Source organism: Streptomyces sp. LN549 (assembly GCF_043203805.1).
Lineage (GTDB): Bacteria > Actinomycetota > Actinomycetes > Streptomycetales > Streptomycetaceae > Streptomyces.
Window position 1 is genome coordinate 5,516,011 of sequence record NZ_JAZHRI010000002.1, and the last position, 18,421, is coordinate 5,534,431.

The following is an 18,421-nucleotide window of genomic DNA, read 5'->3' on the forward strand; positions in this document are numbered from 1 at the left end:
ACCGAACGGCTACTGCCCCGTAGCGTATCGGCGCGGATACGGTTCGGCAGTGCGTCGTTTGACACACCTAGGGTGGGTTGCATGACACCTTCGGATGCGCCACAGAGCCGTTGGTCGGACCTGGACCGGCCGCCCCTGAACCTCCCCGCGCTGCGCCGCGGACTGCTGGTGCCCGGCGGGCTGTGGACCTCCCTCGACGTCGTCGCCGCCACCGGCTCCACCAACTCCGATCTCGCGGGCCGCGCGGCCTCCCTCGCCGAGGGCACCGTCCTGGTCGCGGAGGAGCAGACCGCCGGCCGGGGCCGCCTGGACCGTACGTGGACGGCGCCGGCCCGCTCCGGCCTGTTCTTCTCCGTCTACCTGACGCCGGGCTCCGTGCCGGTGCAGCGGTGGGGCTGGCTGCCGCTCCTCGCCGGGGTCGCCGCTGCGACCGGCCTGGCACGGTCGGCGGGCGTAGACACGGCGCTGAAGTGGCCCAACGACCTGCTGGTCACGGTCGACGGCGAGGAGCGCAAGGCGGGCGGCATCCTCGCCGAGCGGGCCGGCGACGGCGTCGTCATCGGCATCGGCCTCAACGTCTCCCTGCGGGCCGACGAGCTGCCCGCCCCCACCGCCGCCTCGCTCGCCCTCGCCGGAGCGGTGTCCACCGACCGCGAGACGCTGCTGCGGGGCGTACTGCGCTCGCTGGAGCAGTGGTACGGGCAGTGGAGGGCGGCCGACGGCGACGCGGCCGCCAGCGGGCTCCAGGAGGCGTACGCGGCGGGCTGCGCGACGCTCGGCCGGAGAGTACGGGCCCAGTTGCCCGGCAACCGCACGCTCACCGGTGACGCGGTGGCGATCGACGGGGACGGCCGGCTGGTCCTGTCCTCGGACGACGGATCGCGAAAACCGGTCTCGGCGGGCGACATCGTGCACCTGCGCGGCGCGGAGGGCGGACTGACCTGAGGGACCCGCGGCGCGACCCCGTCCGGAAACGCCCTGGACGACGTGAGGTAGGGCACACCTGCCGTATCGTTGAGGCGATCCACCGACAGATCGGCAGGGCAGTGCGCAGGGAACGGGCAGGAGGCGGCTGGTGACCGTCGACGACACGACCTCCGGCGCGGGCGAAGAGCCCCCGTCGGACTCCTCGGTCCACGCGACACCGCATCACGAAGTCGACCACACGGCCGAACCGACCGACGATCCCCTGGCGATCCGGCTGGAACAGCTGATCCTGGGGGCCGACCGGCGCTACACCCCGTTCCAGGCCGCCCGGACCGCGGGCGTCTCCATGGATCTGGCGTCCCGGTTCTGGCGGGCCATGGGATTCGCCGACATCGGCCAGGCCAAGGCGCTGACCGAGGCCGACGTGCTGGCGCTGCGGCGGCTGTCCGGTCTGGTCGAGGCGGGGCTGCTCAGCGAGCCGATGGCGATCCAGGTGGCCCGGTCGACCGGGCAGACCACCGCCCGGCTGGCGGAATGGCAGATCGATTCCTTCCTGGAGGGCCTCACCGAGCCGCCCGAGCCGGGGATGACCCGCACCGAGGTCACGTACCCGCTGATCGAGCTGCTCCTGCCGGAGCTGGAGGAGTTCCTGGTGTACGTGTGGCGGCGCCAGCTCGCCGCCGCCACCGGCCGGGTCGTGCAGGCCGCGGACGACGAGGAGATGGTCGACCGGCGGCTGGCCGTCGGCTTCGCCGACCTCGTGGGCTTCACCCGGCTGACCCGCCGCCTGGAGGAGGAGGAGCTCGGTGAGCTCGTCGAGTCCTTCGAGACCACCTGCGCCGACCTCGTCGCCGCGCACGGCGGCCGGCTCATCAAGACCCTCGGTGACGAGGTGCTCTTCGCCGCCGACGACGCGGGCACCGCGTCCGAGATCGCGCTGCGCCTCATCGAGGCGATGACCCTGGACGAGACGATGCCGGCGCTGCGCGTCGGCATCGCGTTCGGCACGGTCACCACCCGGATGGGTGATGTCTTCGGCACCACGGTGAACCTCGCCAGCCGGCTGACGTCGATAGCGCCGAAGGACGCCGTCCTGGTGGACGGGGCGTTCGCCAAGGAGCTGACCCGTACCGGCGACGCCCCCGTCTCCGAGGCCCAGGCCGCGGAGGAGGCCGCGGCCGCCGCCGAGCGGGCCGAGAAGGAGGGCGCGGACGGCGAGGAGCCGGCTCCCGCACCCAAGTACCGCTACGGGCTGCAGCCGATGTGGCAGCGCCCGGTGCGTGGCCTGGGCATCGTCGAACCGTGGCTGCTGGCCCGTCGCGGCACGTCCTGACCGGTCCCTGATCGCCCGGCCGGTACGTCCTGACCGGTCCCTGATGGCCCGGCCGGTCCGTCCCGGCCGGCCCGGCCGCCCCCTGCCCTCCCGCCCCGGGAGAGCTCTAGGATCCCTCCGGTAACGCTCGTTAACCGGAGGGGTGCAGCCATGACCGTCACGTCCGAGCAGCGGTTCGGGGAGTTCGTCGTCGTACGGGGCCACGAGGGCCTGGAGCACGTCGCCGAGCTGGTTCTCGACCGGCCCAAGGCCATGAACGCCGTGTCCACCGACATGGCGCGCTCGATCGGCGCAGCCTGTGCCGCGCTCGCCGCCGACCCGGATGTCCGGGTCACCGTCCTCACCTCCAGCCATGAGCGGGCCTTCTGCGTGGGCGCGGACCTCAAGGAGCGCAACTCCTTCACCGACGCGGACCTGGTGCGCCAGCGGCCCACCGCACGCGCCGCCTACACCGGAGTCCTCGAACTGCCGATGCCGACGATCGCCGCGGTGCACGGCTTCGCGCTCGGCGGCGGGTTCGAGCTGGCCCTGTCCTGCGATCTGATCGTCGCCGACGCGACCGCCCTGGTGGGCCTGCCCGAGGTGTCGGTCGGGGTCATCCCGGGCGGTGGCGGCACCCAGCTGCTGCCGCGCCGGATCGGGGCCGCGCGCGCCGCCGAGCTGATCTTCACCGCCCGCCGGGTGGAGGCGGCCGAGGCGCGCGAGCTGGGGCTGGTCGACGAGCTGGTCCCGGAGGGCGAGGACCGGGCCGAGGCGCTTGCGCTGGCCGGCCGGATCGCGGCGAACTCCCCGGTGGGTCTGCGGGCGGCCAAGCGGGCGCTGCGGCTCGGCCACGGGCTCGATCTGCGGGCCGGGCTGGAGGTCGAGGACTCCGCGTGGCGCTCGGTGGCCTTCTCCGGCGACCGGGCGGAGGGCGTGGCGGCGTTCAACGAGAAGCGGAAGGCGAACTGGCCCGGGGAATGACGCGATCGTGACCCCGGGTGTTCGTTCTGCGGCGCACCGCGCATGAGCCGAGTCGCAAACTGATCAAATCATCACAAATCTACATAAGCTGGTGCGATGGGTGGTGACGATGCGCGGCTGCGGGCCGTGGTTTCGCTTGCGCAGGCGATGGCGGCGGCGCACACCCCGCGGGGGTGCTGGCGAGCGGCCGCGCTGGGGGCGTGCGAGGCGTTGGGCGGCAGCTTCGCCGCGTTGTCGGTCTGGGAGCGCGGGCGCGGGCGGCTGCGGGTCCTGGTCAACGCGGGCGAGCGGGCCGAGGGGGAGGAGGAGTTCCCCGACGAGGAGACGTACCCGGTGCATCAGTTCCCGGAGATCACCGAGTTCCTGCATGAGCGGTGGGCCGGGGGCGGTGAACCGGACGCCTGGGTGGAGACCGCCGACGGCCCGGTGGAGCCGGAGCCCGGGGGTGCGGGCGTGGCGGGTGCGCATGGCTACCGGCGCGGCTACTGCCATCAGCGGGTGTCGGCGCTGCGCCGGCGCGGGCGCGGCTGCTGCGTGGTCGCGCCGATCGTGCTGCACGGGCGGGCCTGGGGCGAGCTCTACGTGGCCCGACGGGTGGGGGAGCCGGTGTTCGACCGCCGGGACGCGGACTTCGCCACCGTGCTGGCGGCCGTCGTGGCCGCCGGGATCTCCCAGACGGAGCGCCTGGAGGAGGTGCGCAAGCTCGCCTTCACCGATCCGCTGACCGGTCTCGCCAACCGGCGGGCCGTCGACATGCGGCTGGACGAGGCGGTGGAGCGGCACCGTGAGGACGGCTCGGTGGTGAGTCTGGTCGTCTGCGACCTGAACGGCCTGAAGTGGGTCAACGACACACACGGGCATGCCGTCGGCGACCGGCTGCTGGAACGTTTCGGCTCCGTGCTGTCCCGGTGTGGGGCCATGCTGCCCGGGGCGCTGGCTGCCCGGCTCGGCGGGGACGAGTTCTGTCTGCTGGCCCTGGGCCCCGGGGCGAACGAGGTGATCGCGGTGGCCACGGAGCTCTGTGAGCGGGCCGCCGAGCTGGAGTTCGGCAACGGGGTCGCCTGCGGGATCGCGTCCACCGGGGATCCGATCGGTTCGGTGGTCTCCGCGCGGCGGCTCTTCCGGCTCGCGGACGCGGCCCAGTACCGGGCGAAGGCGGCCCGCTCCACGAAGCCGGTGGTCGCGGGGCGCGACGGCGAGGTCATCCGGCTGGCCGACTCCCCGCCCAAATCCGCCCATGACCGCCGCCGCCTGCGGGGTTCCGTCCCCGAGGTGACGGACGAGGTAAGGGGTCAACCCGACGACCACTAGTGACATGAAGGGTTTCACTCCGTACGCTTCTGAATATGGATATGCATACAGTCGTGGTGGGGACGTCCGGTACCACTGCTCAGGACGTCATCGCCGTGGCCCGCGGCAACGCCCGTGTCGAGCTCTCCGCGGCCGCGGTGAGCGCCCTGGCCGCCGCCCGCGAGATCGTGGACGCACTCGCCGCCAAGCCCGAGCCGGTCTACGGCGTCTCCACCGGATTCGGCGCCCTGGCCAGCCGCCACATCAGCCCGGAGCTCCGCGCCCAGCTCCAGCGCAACATCGTCCGCTCGCACGCGGCCGGCATGGGCCCGCGGGTCGAGCGTGAGGTCGTCAGGGCGCTGATGTTCCTCCGGCTGAAGACGGTCGCCTCCGGTCACACGGGCGTGCGGCCCGAGGTCGCCCAGACCATGGCGGACGTACTCAACGCCGGGATCACACCCGTCGTTCACGAGTACGGTTCCCTCGGCTGCTCCGGTGACCTCGCGCCGCTCTCGCACTGCGCCCTGACCCTGATGGGCGAGGGTGACGCGGAGGGACCCGACGGGACCGTGCGCCCGGCCGGTGAGCTCCTCGCCGCCCACGGCATCACCCCGGTCGAGCTGCGCGAGAAGGAGGGCCTCGCCCTCCTCAACGGCACCGACGGCATGCTCGGCATGCTCGTGATGGCCCTCGCCGACCTGCGCAGCCTCTACACCTCGGCCGACATCACCGCGGCCCTCTCCCTGGAGGCCCTGCTCGGCACGGACAAGGTCCTCGCCCCCGAGCTGCACGCCATCCGCCCGCACCCCGGCCAGGGCGCCAGCGCCGACAACATGCTGCGGGTGCTCGCCGGTTCGGGTCTGACCGGTCACCACCAGGACGACGCGCCGCGCGTCCAGGACGCCTACTCCGTGCGCTGCGCGCCCCAGGTCAACGGCGCAGGCCGCGACACCCTCGCCTACGCCGCGGTCGTCGCCGACCGCGAGCTGGCCTCGTCCGTCGACAACCCGGTGGTGCTCCCCGACGGCCGGGTCGAGTCCAACGGCAACTTCCACGGGGCGCCGGTCGCCTACGTCCTGGACTTCCTGGCGATCGTCGCCGCCGACCTCGGCTCCATCACCGAGCGCCGCACCGACCGGCTGCTGGACAAGAACCGTTCGCACGGGCTGCCGCCGTTCCTCGCCGACGACGCCGGTGTCGACTCCGGCCTGATGATCGCCCAGTACACCCAGGCCGCCCTGGTCAGCGAGATGAAGCGGCTCGCCGTCCCCGCCTCGGCCGACTCGATCCCGTCCTCCGCGATGCAGGAGGACCACGTCTCGATGGGCTGGTCGGCCGCGCGCAAGCTCCGTACCGCCGTCGACAACCTCGCCCGGATCGTCGCCGTCGAGCTGTACGCGGCGACCCGCGCCGTCGAACTGCGCGCCGCGCAGGGCCTGACCCCGGCCCCCGCCTCGCTCGCCGCCATCGAGGCGCTGCGGGCGGCGGGCGTCGAGGGCCCCGGCCCGGACCGCTTCCTGTCGCCGGACCTGGCCGCGGCGGACGCCTTCGTCCGGGCGGGCAGGCTCGTCTCGGCGGTCGAGCCCGTCACGGGGCCGCTGGCCTGACCACGGCCGTACGCACATGTAAGCGGCCACCGGGCGGATCCGGTGGCCGCTGTCGTGTGTGCGGCCCGCTCACAGGGCCGGCTGCGGACCTCCGCGACGGCCGGAGTACGTGACGAAGCCGGCTCCGATGCCCAGGAACGCCATGCCGCCGACGAGATACGGCGTCGTGTCGATGCCGGTCCCGGTCTCGGCGAGCGTGGTGGAGTCCAGGTCCGAACCGGAGGCGGCGGCGCTGCGGCCGGCCGTGCTCGGTGCGGGGGTCGCGTCGCCCGCGTTGGCGGACGGGACGAACCACAAGGCGCACAGCAGTGTTCCCGCAGCGGTGGCGGTCAGGAGCGGGCGGCGGGTGATGGCCACGGAATCGATCCCCCTCGGGGCAGCCGTAAGAGAAAGGGCTCCCCGAATGACGGGTCCCCTCAGGCCTGTTGCACCGATGCTAATGAACGCAGCGGGTCGCGGGAAAGCCATGGCGGCCGGGAGTTCGGGCCGACCGGCCTTACGCTCCGTCTCATGAGCACTTCTGAGTCATCACGGTTCGTTCGCCTTCGTGTCGAAATGGTGGTGGAGATCACGGACGCCGACGCCCTGAGCGGGACCGCGCTGGAAAGCCTCGCGGCCGAGTACGGGGAGCCCGGCGGCGAGTCCGCCGAAGAACGCACGCATGCCGAGACCGCGGTACGGGAAGACGGTGCGGAGGCCCTCGCCTCGCTGATCGACCCGTTCGACCTGGTCGGTGAGGTGCCCGGGGTCGAGCTGACCCAGGCCTCCTGGAGCAGCGAGACCATCGACTACGACCCGGACGACCCGGACGGATGGGACCTCGATGACGGCCAGGACGAGGACGACGACGAGGACGGCGACGAGGACGACGGCGACGAGAGCGCCTCCGGCGTCCCGCACAATGGGGAGAAGGACGCCAGTACGGAACGGCGGGTCTAGCGGGTGGGAACACCGGCCCCGGCCCGCTTCCGGCGGACCGGGGCCGGTGTGCGTGAGCAGCCGGTGGATACCGGTCACGGACGTGCTGTACAACCGGGTTGTGTACCGGTGGACACATAGGTGATGAGCAGCGGGAACCATGGCTGTCGCCACCGCGTCGATGAGTGGTGTTCCCCACATCTGAGCCAGATATGGAACGGGGCGCCCATTCAGGGTGTTCTTGGAACATTGACGGGGTATCGCCGGTCAACGGCCTTGCTCGGGGTTTTTGGGGATTTCGGCAACGATGGAGAAGCGTGTGATGACGGACAGCAAACGGCGCAGGGGCCTCATGGCCGCGTCCGCACTGCTCGGCGGCGTGCTGGTGCTTTCGGCCTGCAACGACGGCGGCGACAAGGGCGGCCCTAGCCCCGACAGCTCGAAGTCACAGGCGGCCGAGGTCGACAAGGCGGCGGCCGAGGAGGCCTCCGAGGCGCAGATAGCGATCTCGCCGAAGAACGGCGCGACCAACGCGAGCATCAACAACGCCGCCAAGGTCACCGTCACCAAGGGCAAGCTGACGGTCGTCACGATGACGACGGCAGCCGGTGAGAGCGTCAAGGGCACCCTGTCCGCCGACGGCACGAGCTGGAAGCCGGACGCGCAGCTGGAGCGTTCGACCACGTACAAGATCAATGCGACGGCGCAGGACTCGAAGGGCCGCGAGGCGCACGAGAACTCCTCCTTCACCACCGTGTCGCCCGCCAACAGCTTCATCGGGAACTTCACCCCCGAGGACGGCTCGACCGTCGGCGTCGGCATGCCCGTCTCGATCAACTTCAACAAGGCGATCACCGACCAGAAGGCCGTCCAGGCCGGCATCACCGTGACGTCCAGCAGCGGCCAGCAGGTCGTCGGCCACTGGTTCAACTCCCAGCGCCTGGACCTGCGTCCCGAGGACTACTGGACGGGCGGCTCCACCGTCACGCTGAAGCTGGCGCTGGACGGCGTCGAGGGCGCGGACGGCGTCTACGGCGTGCAGCAGAAGACCGTCACCTTCAAGGTCGGCCGCAACCAGGTCTCGACCGTGGACGCCAAGACGCACACGATGACCGTCACCCAGAACGGCAAGACGATCAAGACCATCCCGATCTCGGCCGGTTCGTCGGACAATCCGACGTACAACGGCCAGATGGTGATCTCCGAGAAGTTCAAGGAGACCCGGATGGACGGCTCGACGGTCGGCTTCACCGACGACGACGGCAAGGGCGAGTACGACATCAAGGACGTGCCGCACGCCATGCGGCTGTCCACGTCGGGCACCTTCATCCACGGCAACTACTGGGGCGCCAAGTCGATCTTCGGCAGCGCCAACACCAGCCACGGCTGCGTCGGCCTCTCCGACGCCAAGGGCGCCGGTGACCCCAACGAGCCCGCCGCCTGGTTCTACAACAACTCCATGATCGGCGACGTGGTCATCGTCAAGAACTCCCCGGACAAGACCATCCAGCCCGACAACGGCCTCAACGGCTGGAACATGAGCTGGGCCCAGTGGACGGCGGGCTCCCAGGCCTGAGCCGGCCGACCGCTTTCCCCCTCACCCCGTACGCCGAAGGCGGCGGCACCGGATCCCCACCGATCCCGGAGCCGCCGCCTTCGGCGTACCGGGCTGTTCTCATCCCGCTCTCATCGTGGCCTTAACCCACCATCACAAGCGGTTCCTAGCCTCACGCCATGTTCTTCACCTACCTCCGGCGCGAGCTGCGCCGCCGCAGAAAGGCGGCGCTCGTCGTCGCCTCGGGGCTCGCCCTCGGCATTGCGCTGGTCATCATCGTCAGTTCGGTCTCCTCGGGCATGAGCAAGGCCCAGGACAAGGTCCTCGAATCGCTGTACGGCCTCGGTACGGACATGACCGTCACCAAGGCCGCCGCGGCTCCGGGATCCAGCACGGAACGCCCCAAGTTCGAGTTCGACGCCAGGGACAGCGACGACGACGCGACCCAGAGCACGGACCGGGTCATGGTCCAGGGCTTCCAGACGCTCGCCTCCACCACCGTGGACAAGGTGGACAAGCAGAGCGGCGTCGCCGACGCCGTCGGCGGGCTGAGCATGACCGTCATGAAGGTGGACGGCCAGTTCAGGCGCGGTGAGTTCAAGCAGGAGGGCGGCACGGCCGAGGGCGCCCGAGGCGGCCCCGGCGGCGGCAGCGGCCAGCCCCAGGGCGAGGTCCAGGGCGGCGGCGCCTCCTTCGACGTCAACTCCTACACGGTGTACGGCACCGACGTCACCAAGCAGGACCTCGGCCCGCTCACCTCGTCGAAGATCACCGCCGGACGTACGTTCAGGACGACCGAGACCAACGCGAAGGTGGCCGTCGTCGACGCCGCCTACGCCAAGGAGAAGAAGCTCTCGGCCGGCAAGACGGTGACCATCCACGGCACCAAGTTCACGATCGTCGGCGTCTCGACGGCCGACAGCGGTGACGCGGCCGCCAACCTCTACATCCCGCTCCAGCAGGCGCAGACCCTCGCCGACGCGAAGAACAAGGTCACCACGGTCTACGTCAAGGCCGCGGACTCGCAGCAGATCGACAGCGTCAAGTCCACCATCCAGAAGAACATCGCGGGTACCACGGTCACCACCTCCGCCGACCTGGCGGACACCGTGTCCGGCTCCCTGTCCACCGCGTCCGACCTGGCCTCCAGTGTCGGCAAGTGGCTCTCCATCGCCGTGCTCATCGCCGCCTTCCTGGTGGCGGGACTCCTCACCTCCTCCGCGGTCAGCCGCCGCGTACGGGAGTTCGGCACGCTCAAGGCGCTCGGCTGGAAGAGCGGCCGGGTCACCCGCCAGGTCATCGGCGAGGCACTCGTCAACGGCCTGATGGGCGGCGTCCTCGGCATCGCGGTCGGCCTGGCCGGCGCGTACGCCGTCACGGCGGTCAGCCCCACCCTCACCGCCCAGCTCGGCTCCTCGGGCGGCGGCGCGGGACGTGGCGGCGGCATGATGGGCGGCCCCGGCCGTCAGACCGCGTCCAAGGCGCTCGACATCGCCCTGACCGCGCCCGTCTCGCTCTCCATCATCCTGATCGCCGTCGGTCTGGCCGTGGCGGGCGGGCTGATCGCGGGTGCCTTCGGCGGCTGGCGCGCCTCCCGGCTGCGCCCCGCGGACGCGCTGCGCCGCGTCGAGTAGCCCGCCGCGGGATGCCCGGTGGCCGGGCATCCCGCACCCCCGTCCCCGCGACCCGCGATCCACGGGGCGTTCGCCCGGGATCCGCGATCATCGGCCAGCAGGAGTTGACCCATGTACACCCTTCAAGGCGTCACCAAGCGCTACACGCGCGGCAAGTCCACCGTCCACGCGCTCGCCGGCGTCGACCTGACCATCGAGGACGGCGGCCGCCTGGTCATCCAGGGCCCCACCGGCGGCGGCAAGTCCACGCTGCTCCAGATGCTCGGCGGCCTGGACCGCCCCACCGACGGCAGCGTCGAACTCGACGGGGTGGACCTCGCGAAGCTCAGCGAGGCCAAGCTCACCAAGGTGCGCGCCGAGAACATCGGCTTCGTCTTCCAGAGCTTCAACCTCATCCCGACGCTCACCGCCCAGGAGAACGTCGAGACCGCCCTCGTCCCGCTCGGCGTCAAGGCGTCCGAACGGCGCAGACGAGCCGCCGAGGCGCTCGACTCGGTTGGACTGGGCGAACGGCTCGGCCACCTCCCCAGCGAGATGTCCGGCGGCCAGCAGCAGCGGGTCGCCATAGCCAGAGCCCTGGTCAAGCAGCCCAAGGTGCTCCTCGCCGACGAGCCCACCGGCAACCTCGACGAGTCCATGCGGGACGAGATCATGGAGGTGCTGGAGACCATGTGGAAGGAACACGGGCTCACCTTCATCATGGTCACCCACGACAGCGCGATCGCCCGCAGGGCCCCGCGGCTGGCGACCATCCGCAAGGGCAAGGTCACCATCACGGAGAACGCCGCGGCCTGACCCGGCAACGCACCGCACCCCCGCCCCTGGCCGGCGGACCCGCCCGGGTCCGCCGGCCAGGGGCGTTGGCGGGCACTTCAGACCGCCCGCCCGGCAACGGCCCTGCGGTGCGCCGCCAGGTCGCTGCGGCGGACCTGGCGCAGGCCGACCGGGTCGGTGCAGCCGCCGGCCTCCTCGCAGGCCGGCCGCGGACCGGGACCGCCCGCGCCACTGGGTCCCACCAGACGGGCGCGGAGCCCGTACCAGGGCTGCAGCGGCAGCCAGCACAGCCCGTACAGCCAGCGCCGCACCAGCCGTCCGGGGCCGGGGCGCCGCACGTCGGGCAGGCTCACCACCCGTATCCCCATGATCAACTTCCCCGCGCCCGCGCCCACGACCGCGGTGAGCACCACCTGGTTGAGGAACGAGAGGACCAGCACCGGCCCGATCAACAGCGCGACGACCTGGGGGACGGTCGCCGAGTCCGCGTACGGCCGGACGAGTAAGCCGCCGGTGACCAGGCAGAGATAGCAGTCGAGCCCCACGGCGAGGTAGCGGCGCATCTCGCCGGCGCGGGGCGGTGTGCCAGGCGCGGGCCGGGCCGACCGTGCGGGGACGTACGGGGGTCCCGGCTGCCCGTAGCCGAGCAGGGGGCCATTGGCCAACGGCGGTGCCCTGTAAGGAGTATGAGGATTCCGGCTCTTGCGGCTCCCCCGTGATGTTGTCATGACGGAATCATGTCTGATTGCCCGTCACCGCGGGCCAGGACCGCATACCTCCGGTATATCGGGCGCGCCGGTCCCATGGTGCAGCCCGCTGCACCACTGATTCGGGAGGCCGGCCCCTCGTGCCGGAATCCGGCCGCCGGAAGCATGAAGGACACAGCCGGGCAGGGGCCCGGCACTCCCGCCCGACTTCCTGGAGGAACCCCGTGAAGCCGCTTCTGTGGACCCTGCTCCTCGCCGCGCTCGTCGCGAACCTCTCGCTGAACTTCCTGGTGGACCAGGAAGGACTGCACATCGCCCTGAGTGTCGTGTCGGGCGTGGTCCTGCTCGCGTCGGCGGCCGGCCTGTGGGTGCTGCGCAGCCCGCGCGAGGACTGAGGACGGCCCGCCGCGGACCTCACACCCACCCGTACGCCCCTGTGAGGTTCACCACTTCGAATGATGCGCGACCCCGCCGCAACAGGCCGATTCTCCCCGGAACCGGCCTGGGGCCGGGCGGTTGCGGCCTTCCCTCGCAGGGCGCGAAGGGATCACCATGTGGATGGCCGTGGAGCATTTCGTCGTCCCACTGGGACACTCGATACGCCACAACGGTCCTGTACGTCGCTTTCGTGAGCACGGTATGCGTGATGTCGGGCGACGCCCTCAACGGCGAGGGGGACCTGGTGCCCCTCGGGACGGGGGCGCCTTCGCGCATGAGCCGACCCATGGAAGGTCTTGATCAGATGCCGGCCACCCCTGACTCCGCAACGCCGCACGCCGCCCACCGCGTCATCGAGCCGCTGTACGCGGAGATCCTCCGCCGCAACCAGGGCGAGAAGGAGTTCCACCAGGCCGTACGGGAAGTCCTGGAGACGCTCGGCCCGGTGCTGGCCCAGCGGCCGGAGTTCGTGGACGCCCGGATCATCGAGCGCATATGCGAGCCGGAGCGCCAGCTCATCTTCCGTGTGCCGTGGTCGGACGACTCGGGCGACATCCACGTCAACCGCGGTTTCCGGGTCGAGTTCTCCAGCTCGCTCGGCCCGTACAAGGGCGGGCTGCGCTTCCACCCCTCGGTCAACCTCGGCATCGTGAAGTTCCTCGGCTTCGAGCAGATCTTCAAGAACGCCCTCACCGGCATGCCCATCGGCGGTGGCAAGGGCGGCTCCGACTTCGACCCGAAGGGTCGCTCGGACGCCGAGATCATGCGGTTCTGCCAGTCGTTCATGACCGAGCTCCACCGCCACCTCGGCGAGTACACCGACGTCCCCGCCGGTGACATCGGCGTGGGCGGCCGCGAGATCGGCTACCTCTTCGGCCAGTACAAGCGGATCACCAACCGTTACGAGTCCGGAGTCCTCACCGGGAAGGGCCTCGGCTGGGGCGGCGCCCTGGTGCGCACCGAGGCGACCGGCTACGGCTGCGTCATGTTCACCGCCGAGATGCTCCGCAGCCAGGGCGACAGCCTCGACGGCCGGCGCATCGTCGTCTCCGGCTCGGGCAACGTCGCGATCTACGCGATCGAGAAGGCCCAGCAGCTCGGCGCCACGGTGGTGACCTGCTCCGACTCCGACGGTTACGTCGTGGACGAGAAGGGCATCGACCTCGCCCTGCTCAAGGAGATCAAGGAGACGGGCCGCGGCCGCGTCTCCGAGTACGCGGAGCGCCGCGGCGAGCACGCCGTGTTCGTGCCAGGCACCGGCGTCTGGAACGTGGCCTGTGATGTGGCCCTGCCCTGCGCCACGCAGAACGAACTCCACGAGGCCGACGCGCTGGCCCTCGTACGCAACGGTGTGAAGGCGGTCGCCGAGGGCGCCAACATGCCCACCACCCCCGAGGCCGTCCGCGTGTTCCAGGACGCCGGAGTGGCCTTCGCCCCCGGCAAGGCGGCCAACGCGGGCGGTGTGGCGACCAGCGCCCTGGAGATGCAGCAGAACGCCTCCCGCGACTCCTGGACGTTCGCCCACACGGAGGAGCGGCTCGCGGAGATCATGCGCCACATCCACGACTCCTGCTACACCACGGCGGAGCGCTACGGCAGCCCCGGCAACTACGTGGTCGGCGCGAACATCGCCGGCTTCGAGCTGGTCGCCGACGCGATGCTGGCGCAGGGACTGATCTGATCCGGTCCCCGGTGTGCTGACACGGGCCCGGGACGCGAAAGGCGTCCCGGGCCCGTGGTCCGCGTGTGCCCTTCGGGCCGGCGGGTGTGCACGCCCGTCAGCATGGCGGAGCTCCTCGCGGATCTCATCGAGGGCGGAACATCGGCCGCGTGAAGTGTGCCTTCCGCTTCACTGCTCATGCCCGGCGTCAACTGCGCTCGACGGACCGGCAGGACGCGCTCCGTATTCTGACCGCCATCGCGCCGCTCGGTGAAGATCCCTGGCGGGAGGACACCGACGTCAAGAAGCCGGCAGGCCGTGACGTCGGGTGCGCTCCAGGTCACCCGACAGCCACGCCGGGGACGAAGGCCACGATCCCGGAGAGGAAGCTGCCGATTGCGGCCAGAGTGACGAGCGCGGCCTTGCCGTCCGAGAAGAGGCCGGAGAAGAACGCGCGCAGTTGCCGCCGGAGGATCAGCATCTTCAGCTTCTGCCAGCGATGCTGGCGGATGTGACAGCCCATGAGGAGGCCGGTTGCATTGTTCCGGCAACCGTCTTCCCTTCCCCTGACCGGGGCCGCGCAGGTCACAGGCGCTTGGAAGAAGCACCAGATCAGGACCAGCCCCGACAGAGCTGCGACGCTTGCCGGCCCCGCGGTCTGGTTGGCCCAGGCGGCGATCAGTAACGCGGCGGCGATCACACCCCACCACTGCCGCAACCCACCGAGCCGAACGCTGCGTGCCCCCGAAGTCGCCATGCCTCCATGGTGACGGGATGGCTGTTGCCGCGTGCGGTGTCCCGCCTCGCTTGACCGAAAACGATCTCATGGTGCCCGGTGGACGACGCCGATGACTCGGTGCAGGCCTGGGTTACACCGCAGAAGCCGGCCTGCGCCGGAACGTCTCCGCCAGGCCCGTGTTCGCCACCACCACGACGGCCAGGGCCACGGCCGCCACCGGGTGCCCCACCCCGTACAGCGCGAGGGCGCCGCCGCCGAGCACCACGGCCTTGATCGCGAGCACACCGGCGAGCGGCAGCCGGATCCGGGCGCGGGGTGCGGCGAACGTCCCCCACAGGGCGATGGCGATCGCCAATACCCCGATCCCTAGCAGTAGTTGGACGGCGAGGTTGTCCCCGAGGCTGAACCCCCACCAGAACAGGCAGCCCAGCGCCACCAGTTCCACGAGGAATGCCAGAGCCTCGTTGGCGGCCCACCACGGGCGGCCGCTCGACGAAGGGATCGCCGGCCCGTCCGTACGGTTGTCGTGCATGGTGCCCCACCCTCCCCGTTCACGTCGGAGTGAGGGTATCCGGCTCAGCCCTGGGCCGGTGCGACACCGATCGGGCACGAGACGCCCGTGCCGCCGATCCCGCAGTAGCCCGCCGGGTTCTTGTCGAGGTACTGCTGGTGCGCCGGCTCTGCGGGCCAGAACGTACGGCCCTCGGCCGGGAGGATCTCCGTGCTGATCTCGCCGTAACCGGAGCCCGTGAGGACCTTCTGGTACGCCTCGCGGGACGCCGCCACGGCCGCCGCCTGCTCGGGGGAGTGGGTGTAGATCGCGGAGCGGTACTGAGTGCCCACGTCGTTGCCCTGGCGGAAGCCCTGGGTCGGGTCGTGGGACTCCCAGAAGACCTTCAGGAGCTGGGCGTACGTGACGGTCTTCGGGTCGTACACCACGCGGACCGCCTCCGTGTGGCCGGTCAGGCCCGAGCAGACCTCCTCGTACGCGGGGTTCTCCGTGTAGCCGCCCTGGTAGCCGACGAGCGTCGTCCAGACGCCGTCCGTCTCCCAGAACTTGCGCTCGGCACCCCAGAAACACCCCATCGCGAAGTCCGCGACCTCCAGGCCCTCCGGGTACGGGCCCAGCAGGGCGTTGCCCAGGACCGTGTGGCGGGACGGGACGGTGAATTCCGGGGTGGCGCGGCCGCGCAGGGCCTCCTCCGGGGTGGGGAGCTGCGGGGTGCGGCGGTTCAGGAACATGCGGGGGCTCCTCCTGGGATCGGCGTGCTGTCCGTACAACGCACCGGGACCGCCGTGGATTCCGGCCCCGCTGCTCAGGCGCGGGGCGAACGGTCCTCCGACTCGGTCGCCTCCACATAGGCGGCGGCACGCTTGCGGGCCTTGAACCAGAAGTAGAGGCCGAGGCCGATCAGGATCAGGGGTATCAGACGTGCCATGAGGAGTACCGGTCCTTGTCGTGGGGGCGGTCGCTGCTTCGGGGAGCTGGTGCCCCCACGGTCGCACACCGGCGTTCGCGGGGGGACTGCCGCTGGGAGAGGAGCTAACGCAGCAGCGTCGCCGGGCTGCCGCCGTTCGCCTCGTAGCCGGCCACCGCCAGGGCCCGGTACACGGTGTACTCGGCGGCCGGGTCGGAGTTCGCCGTCCACGGCAGCGCACCCACGTGCCCGTCGATGTGGATCAGCTGGTTCATCGCCTCGGACCAGCGCTCCATCCGCACCAGGAACAGCACCAGGAGATGACGGACGTGCGCGAGCATCGGGTCGTCGGCGCGGGCCGCGTGGACCGCGAACATCGCACCCTCGACGGCCTTCGTCACTACCTGGCTCCGGTAGAACCCCTGCACCAGATTGACCTCGGGCAGATGCTCGTACACCGCGAACAGCGGCAGCGCGGCCAGCAGCGAGCCCTGCGGGGCTCGGGCGGCGGCCGCGGTCGCGAAGCGGTCGGCCTCCTCGCGCGATCCGTGCCACTTCTCGCACCAGAAGTGCAGCGCCGCGATGTGCGCGCCCATGTGGGCCGGCGCCCGGTCGATGATCTTCGCCCAGAGCTGGTCGAACTCCTCGTGGGAGTAACCGAGTCCACGGGCGACGGCCAGCTCCACGAGATACGGGACGGGGTCGCCCGGCGCCAGCAGGGCCGCCTCGCCGACGACCGTACGCGCCTCCTCCAGAATGATCCGGAAGTCGTCCGTACCGGCTGTCGACGAACGCCACGCCTGCTGGACCAGGAACTCCGCGTGCACGGCCGCGGCACCCGCGTCCTTCGGCGCCTCGGCCCGCCACTTGCGCAGCCATGCCCCGCCCACGCCCGGCCGCTGCATCAGCTCCAGCGAGGCGGCCCCGGCGAACGCCTGCACCCGCTGCCACCGCACCTCGCCGCCCTTGGGCGTCCCGGACAGCAGCTGGGACGCGGCCCGCCACTCCTGGGTGTGCTGGACGACATCGAGGACGTCGAGGAGATCCTGGTCGGGGCCCGGCATCCGGATGTCGAGCTCCTCCTGACGCACGAAGCCGTAGGTGTCCGGATCTGCGGCGTCCGGGGAGCCCGGTGCCACCAGGCGGATGCCACCGCGACGGCGCCGTACATAGGGGCCGACGACGGCGGCGAGAAGGCACAGCGCGAGCAGGAACAGCAGAATCTCCATGCCCCCATTGTCACCGGACGGCACGGTTCTCTGTGAGCGCCCTCGGAACGAACTACGCTCGGGGCCCATGAGCGACCAGCACAGCTTCGAGACTCTCGCGATCCATGCGGGAAACACCGCCGATCCCCTCACCGGCGCTGTTGTTCCGCCCATTTACCAGGTGTCCACGTACAAGCAGGACGGCGTGGGCGGACTGCGCGGCGGCTACGAGTACAGCCGCAGCGCCAACCCCACGCGCACCGCGCTGGAGGAGAACCTCGCGGCCCTGGAGGGAGGCCGCCGCGGACTCGCCTTCGCGTCCGGCCTCGCCGCCGAGGACTGCCTGCTCCGCACGCTGCTGACGCCCGGCGACCACGTGGTCATCCCGAACGACGCCTACGGCGGTACGTTCCGGCTGTTCGCGAAGGTCGCCTCGCGCTGGGGCGTGGAGTTCTCGGTCGCCGACACCTCGGACGTGGCGGCGGTCCGGGCAGCGATCACCCCGCGCACCAAGGCGATCTGGGTGGAGACCCCCTCCAACCCGCTGCTCGGCATCACCGACATCGCGGCGGTCGCCGGTGTGGCCCGCGCCGCGGGCGCACGGCTCGTCGTCGACAACACCTTTGCCAGCCCCTACCTCCAGCAGCCCCTCGCCCTGGGCGCCGATGTCGTGGTCCACTCCACGACCAAGTACATGGGCGGCCACTCGGACGTCGTCGGCGGCGCCCTGATCGTCAACGACCCCGACCTGTCCGACGAGTTGGCATACCACCAGAACGCGATGGGCGCCGTCGCCGGTCCGTTCGACGCCTGGCTGGTGCTGCGCGGCATCAAGACCCTCGCCGTCCGGATGGACCGGCACAGCGAGAACGCCACCAAGGTCACCGAGCTGTTGACCCGCCACCCCAAGGTCACCCAGGTCCTCTACCCCGGGCTGCCCGAGCACCAGGGCCACGAGATCGCCGCCAAGCAGATGAAGGCCTTCGGCGGGATGGTGTCCTTCCGGGTCGCGGGCGGCGAGGAAGCGGCCGTCGAGGTCTGCAACCGCGCGAAGCTCTTCACCCTCGGTGAATCGCTCGGTGGTGTCGAATCGCTGCTGGAGCACCCGGGCCGGATGACGCACGCCTCCGCCGCCGGGTCCCCGCTGGAGGTCCCGGCCGACCTGGTCCGCCTCTCCGTAGGCATCGAGAACAGCGACGACCTGCTGGCCGACCTGACACAGGCGCTCGGCTAGCCGGCGCTCGGCCGGT

General features: G+C 71.1%; 19 protein-coding genes. 12 read left to right on the top strand and 7 right to left on the bottom strand.

From position 1 onward, the window contains the following. Positions 1-81: 81 nt before the first annotated feature. The 5 genes from SH922_RS25150 (at position 82) to hutH (ending at position 6,120) form a co-directional block, all read left to right on the top strand. Positions 82-945, top strand: coding sequence for a biotin--[acetyl-CoA-carboxylase] ligase (locus tag SH922_RS25150; RefSeq protein WP_393060106.1), 864 nt, complete (start codon positions 82-84; stop codon positions 943-945). A 130-nt stretch (positions 946-1,075) separates the two neighbouring features. Continuing rightward, positions 1,076-2,260: an adenylate/guanylate cyclase domain-containing protein gene (locus SH922_RS25155; protein WP_393060107.1), complete on the top strand. Its 1,185-nt coding sequence runs from the start codon at positions 1,076-1,078 to the stop codon at positions 2,258-2,260. 150 nt (positions 2,261-2,410) lie between these two features. Then, positions 2,411-3,223, top strand: coding sequence for an enoyl-CoA hydratase/isomerase family protein (locus tag SH922_RS25160; protein WP_393060108.1), 813 nt, complete (start codon positions 2,411-2,413; stop codon positions 3,221-3,223). A 96-nt stretch (positions 3,224-3,319) separates the two neighbouring features. After that, on the top strand, positions 3,320-4,534 hold the full coding sequence (locus SH922_RS25165) for a diguanylate cyclase domain-containing protein (RefSeq protein ID WP_393060109.1): 1,215 nt from the start codon (positions 3,320-3,322) through the stop codon (positions 4,532-4,534). A gap of 35 nt (positions 4,535-4,569) precedes the next feature. Further along, the gene (gene hutH / locus SH922_RS25170; RefSeq protein ID WP_393060110.1) at positions 4,570-6,120 is read left to right on the top strand and encodes a histidine ammonia-lyase; all 1,551 of its coding nucleotides are present in this window, start codon (positions 4,570-4,572) and stop codon (positions 6,118-6,120) included. A 69-nt stretch (positions 6,121-6,189) separates the two neighbouring features. On the opposite strand, the gene SH922_RS25175 is transcribed toward hutH, so the two are convergent. Further along, entirely contained in the window at positions 6,190-6,477 is a 288-nt protein-coding gene (locus SH922_RS25175; protein WP_393060111.1) for an LPXTG cell wall anchor domain-containing protein, read from the bottom strand. Positions 6,478-6,630: 153 nt separating this feature from the next. Between SH922_RS25175 and SH922_RS25180 the strand changes: the two genes are divergently transcribed. From SH922_RS25180 to SH922_RS25195, 4 genes are all read left to right on the top strand, one after another. Further along, positions 6,631-7,059 (top strand): hypothetical protein, encoded by a 429-nt coding sequence (locus SH922_RS25180; RefSeq protein WP_393060112.1) that lies wholly within the window; start codon positions 6,631-6,633, stop codon positions 7,057-7,059. 286 nt (positions 7,060-7,345) lie between these two features. After that, positions 7,346-8,614, top strand: coding sequence for an Ig-like domain-containing protein (locus tag SH922_RS25185; RefSeq protein ID WP_393060113.1), 1,269 nt, complete (start codon positions 7,346-7,348; stop codon positions 8,612-8,614). A 158-nt stretch (positions 8,615-8,772) separates the two neighbouring features. After that, positions 8,773-10,227 (top strand): ABC transporter permease, encoded by a 1,455-nt coding sequence (locus SH922_RS25190; RefSeq protein ID WP_393060114.1) that lies wholly within the window; start codon positions 8,773-8,775, stop codon positions 10,225-10,227. A gap of 111 nt (positions 10,228-10,338) precedes the next feature. After that, positions 10,339-11,022, top strand: coding sequence for an ABC transporter ATP-binding protein (locus tag SH922_RS25195; protein WP_385282052.1), 684 nt, complete (start codon positions 10,339-10,341; stop codon positions 11,020-11,022). A gap of 77 nt (positions 11,023-11,099) precedes the next feature. Here the strand turns inward: SH922_RS25195 and SH922_RS25200 are convergent, their stop codons facing one another. Further along, positions 11,100-11,564, bottom strand: coding sequence for an RDD family protein (locus tag SH922_RS25200; RefSeq protein ID WP_393063686.1), 465 nt, complete (start codon positions 11,562-11,564; stop codon positions 11,100-11,102). A gap of 368 nt (positions 11,565-11,932) precedes the next feature. Between SH922_RS25200 and SH922_RS25205 the strand changes: the two genes are divergently transcribed. Both SH922_RS25205 and gdhA read left to right on the top strand, forming a co-directional pair. Then, positions 11,933-12,103, top strand: a complete 171-nt coding sequence (locus SH922_RS25205; RefSeq protein ID WP_393060115.1) for a hypothetical protein — start codon at positions 11,933-11,935, stop codon at positions 12,101-12,103. 347 nt (positions 12,104-12,450) lie between these two features. Continuing rightward, on the top strand, positions 12,451-13,827 hold the full coding sequence (gene gdhA, locus SH922_RS25210; RefSeq protein ID WP_393060116.1) for an NADP-specific glutamate dehydrogenase: 1,377 nt from the start codon (positions 12,451-12,453) through the stop codon (positions 13,825-13,827). A 319-nt stretch (positions 13,828-14,146) separates the two neighbouring features. Here gdhA and SH922_RS25215 read toward each other — a convergent pair whose 3' ends face one another. The 5 genes from SH922_RS25215 to SH922_RS25235 all read right to left on the bottom strand — a co-directional run bounded on the left by SH922_RS25215 (position 14,147) and on the right by SH922_RS25235 (position 17,192). Then, the gene (locus SH922_RS25215; protein WP_393060117.1) at positions 14,147-14,563 is read right to left on the bottom strand and encodes a hypothetical protein; all 417 of its coding nucleotides are present in this window, start codon (positions 14,561-14,563) and stop codon (positions 14,147-14,149) included. Positions 14,564-14,675: 112 nt separating this feature from the next. Beyond that, positions 14,676-15,077, bottom strand: coding sequence for a YrdB family protein (locus SH922_RS25220; protein WP_393060118.1), 402 nt, complete (start codon positions 15,075-15,077; stop codon positions 14,676-14,678). Positions 15,078-15,121: 44 nt separating this feature from the next. After that, on the bottom strand, positions 15,122-15,787 hold the full coding sequence (gene msrA / locus SH922_RS25225; RefSeq protein WP_393060119.1) for a peptide-methionine (S)-S-oxide reductase MsrA: 666 nt from the start codon (positions 15,785-15,787) through the stop codon (positions 15,122-15,124). Between the two features lie 74 nt (positions 15,788-15,861). Further along, a complete protein-coding gene (locus tag SH922_RS25230) occupies positions 15,862-15,984 on the bottom strand; it encodes a hypothetical protein (RefSeq protein ID WP_393060120.1) in 123 nt (40 codons plus the stop codon). A gap of 104 nt (positions 15,985-16,088) precedes the next feature. Beyond that, positions 16,089-17,192 carry a hypothetical protein gene (locus SH922_RS25235; protein WP_393060121.1) on the bottom strand — a complete coding sequence of 368 codons (1,104 nt, stop codon included), beginning with the start codon at positions 17,190-17,192 and terminating at the stop codon, positions 16,089-16,091. Positions 17,193-17,259: 67 nt separating this feature from the next. Between SH922_RS25235 and SH922_RS25240 the strand changes: the two genes are divergently transcribed. Further along, complete coding sequence (locus SH922_RS25240; RefSeq protein WP_393060122.1) at positions 17,260-18,405, top strand: cystathionine gamma-synthase; 1,146 nt, start codon at positions 17,260-17,262, stop codon at positions 18,403-18,405. Positions 18,406-18,421: the final 16 nt, after the last annotated feature.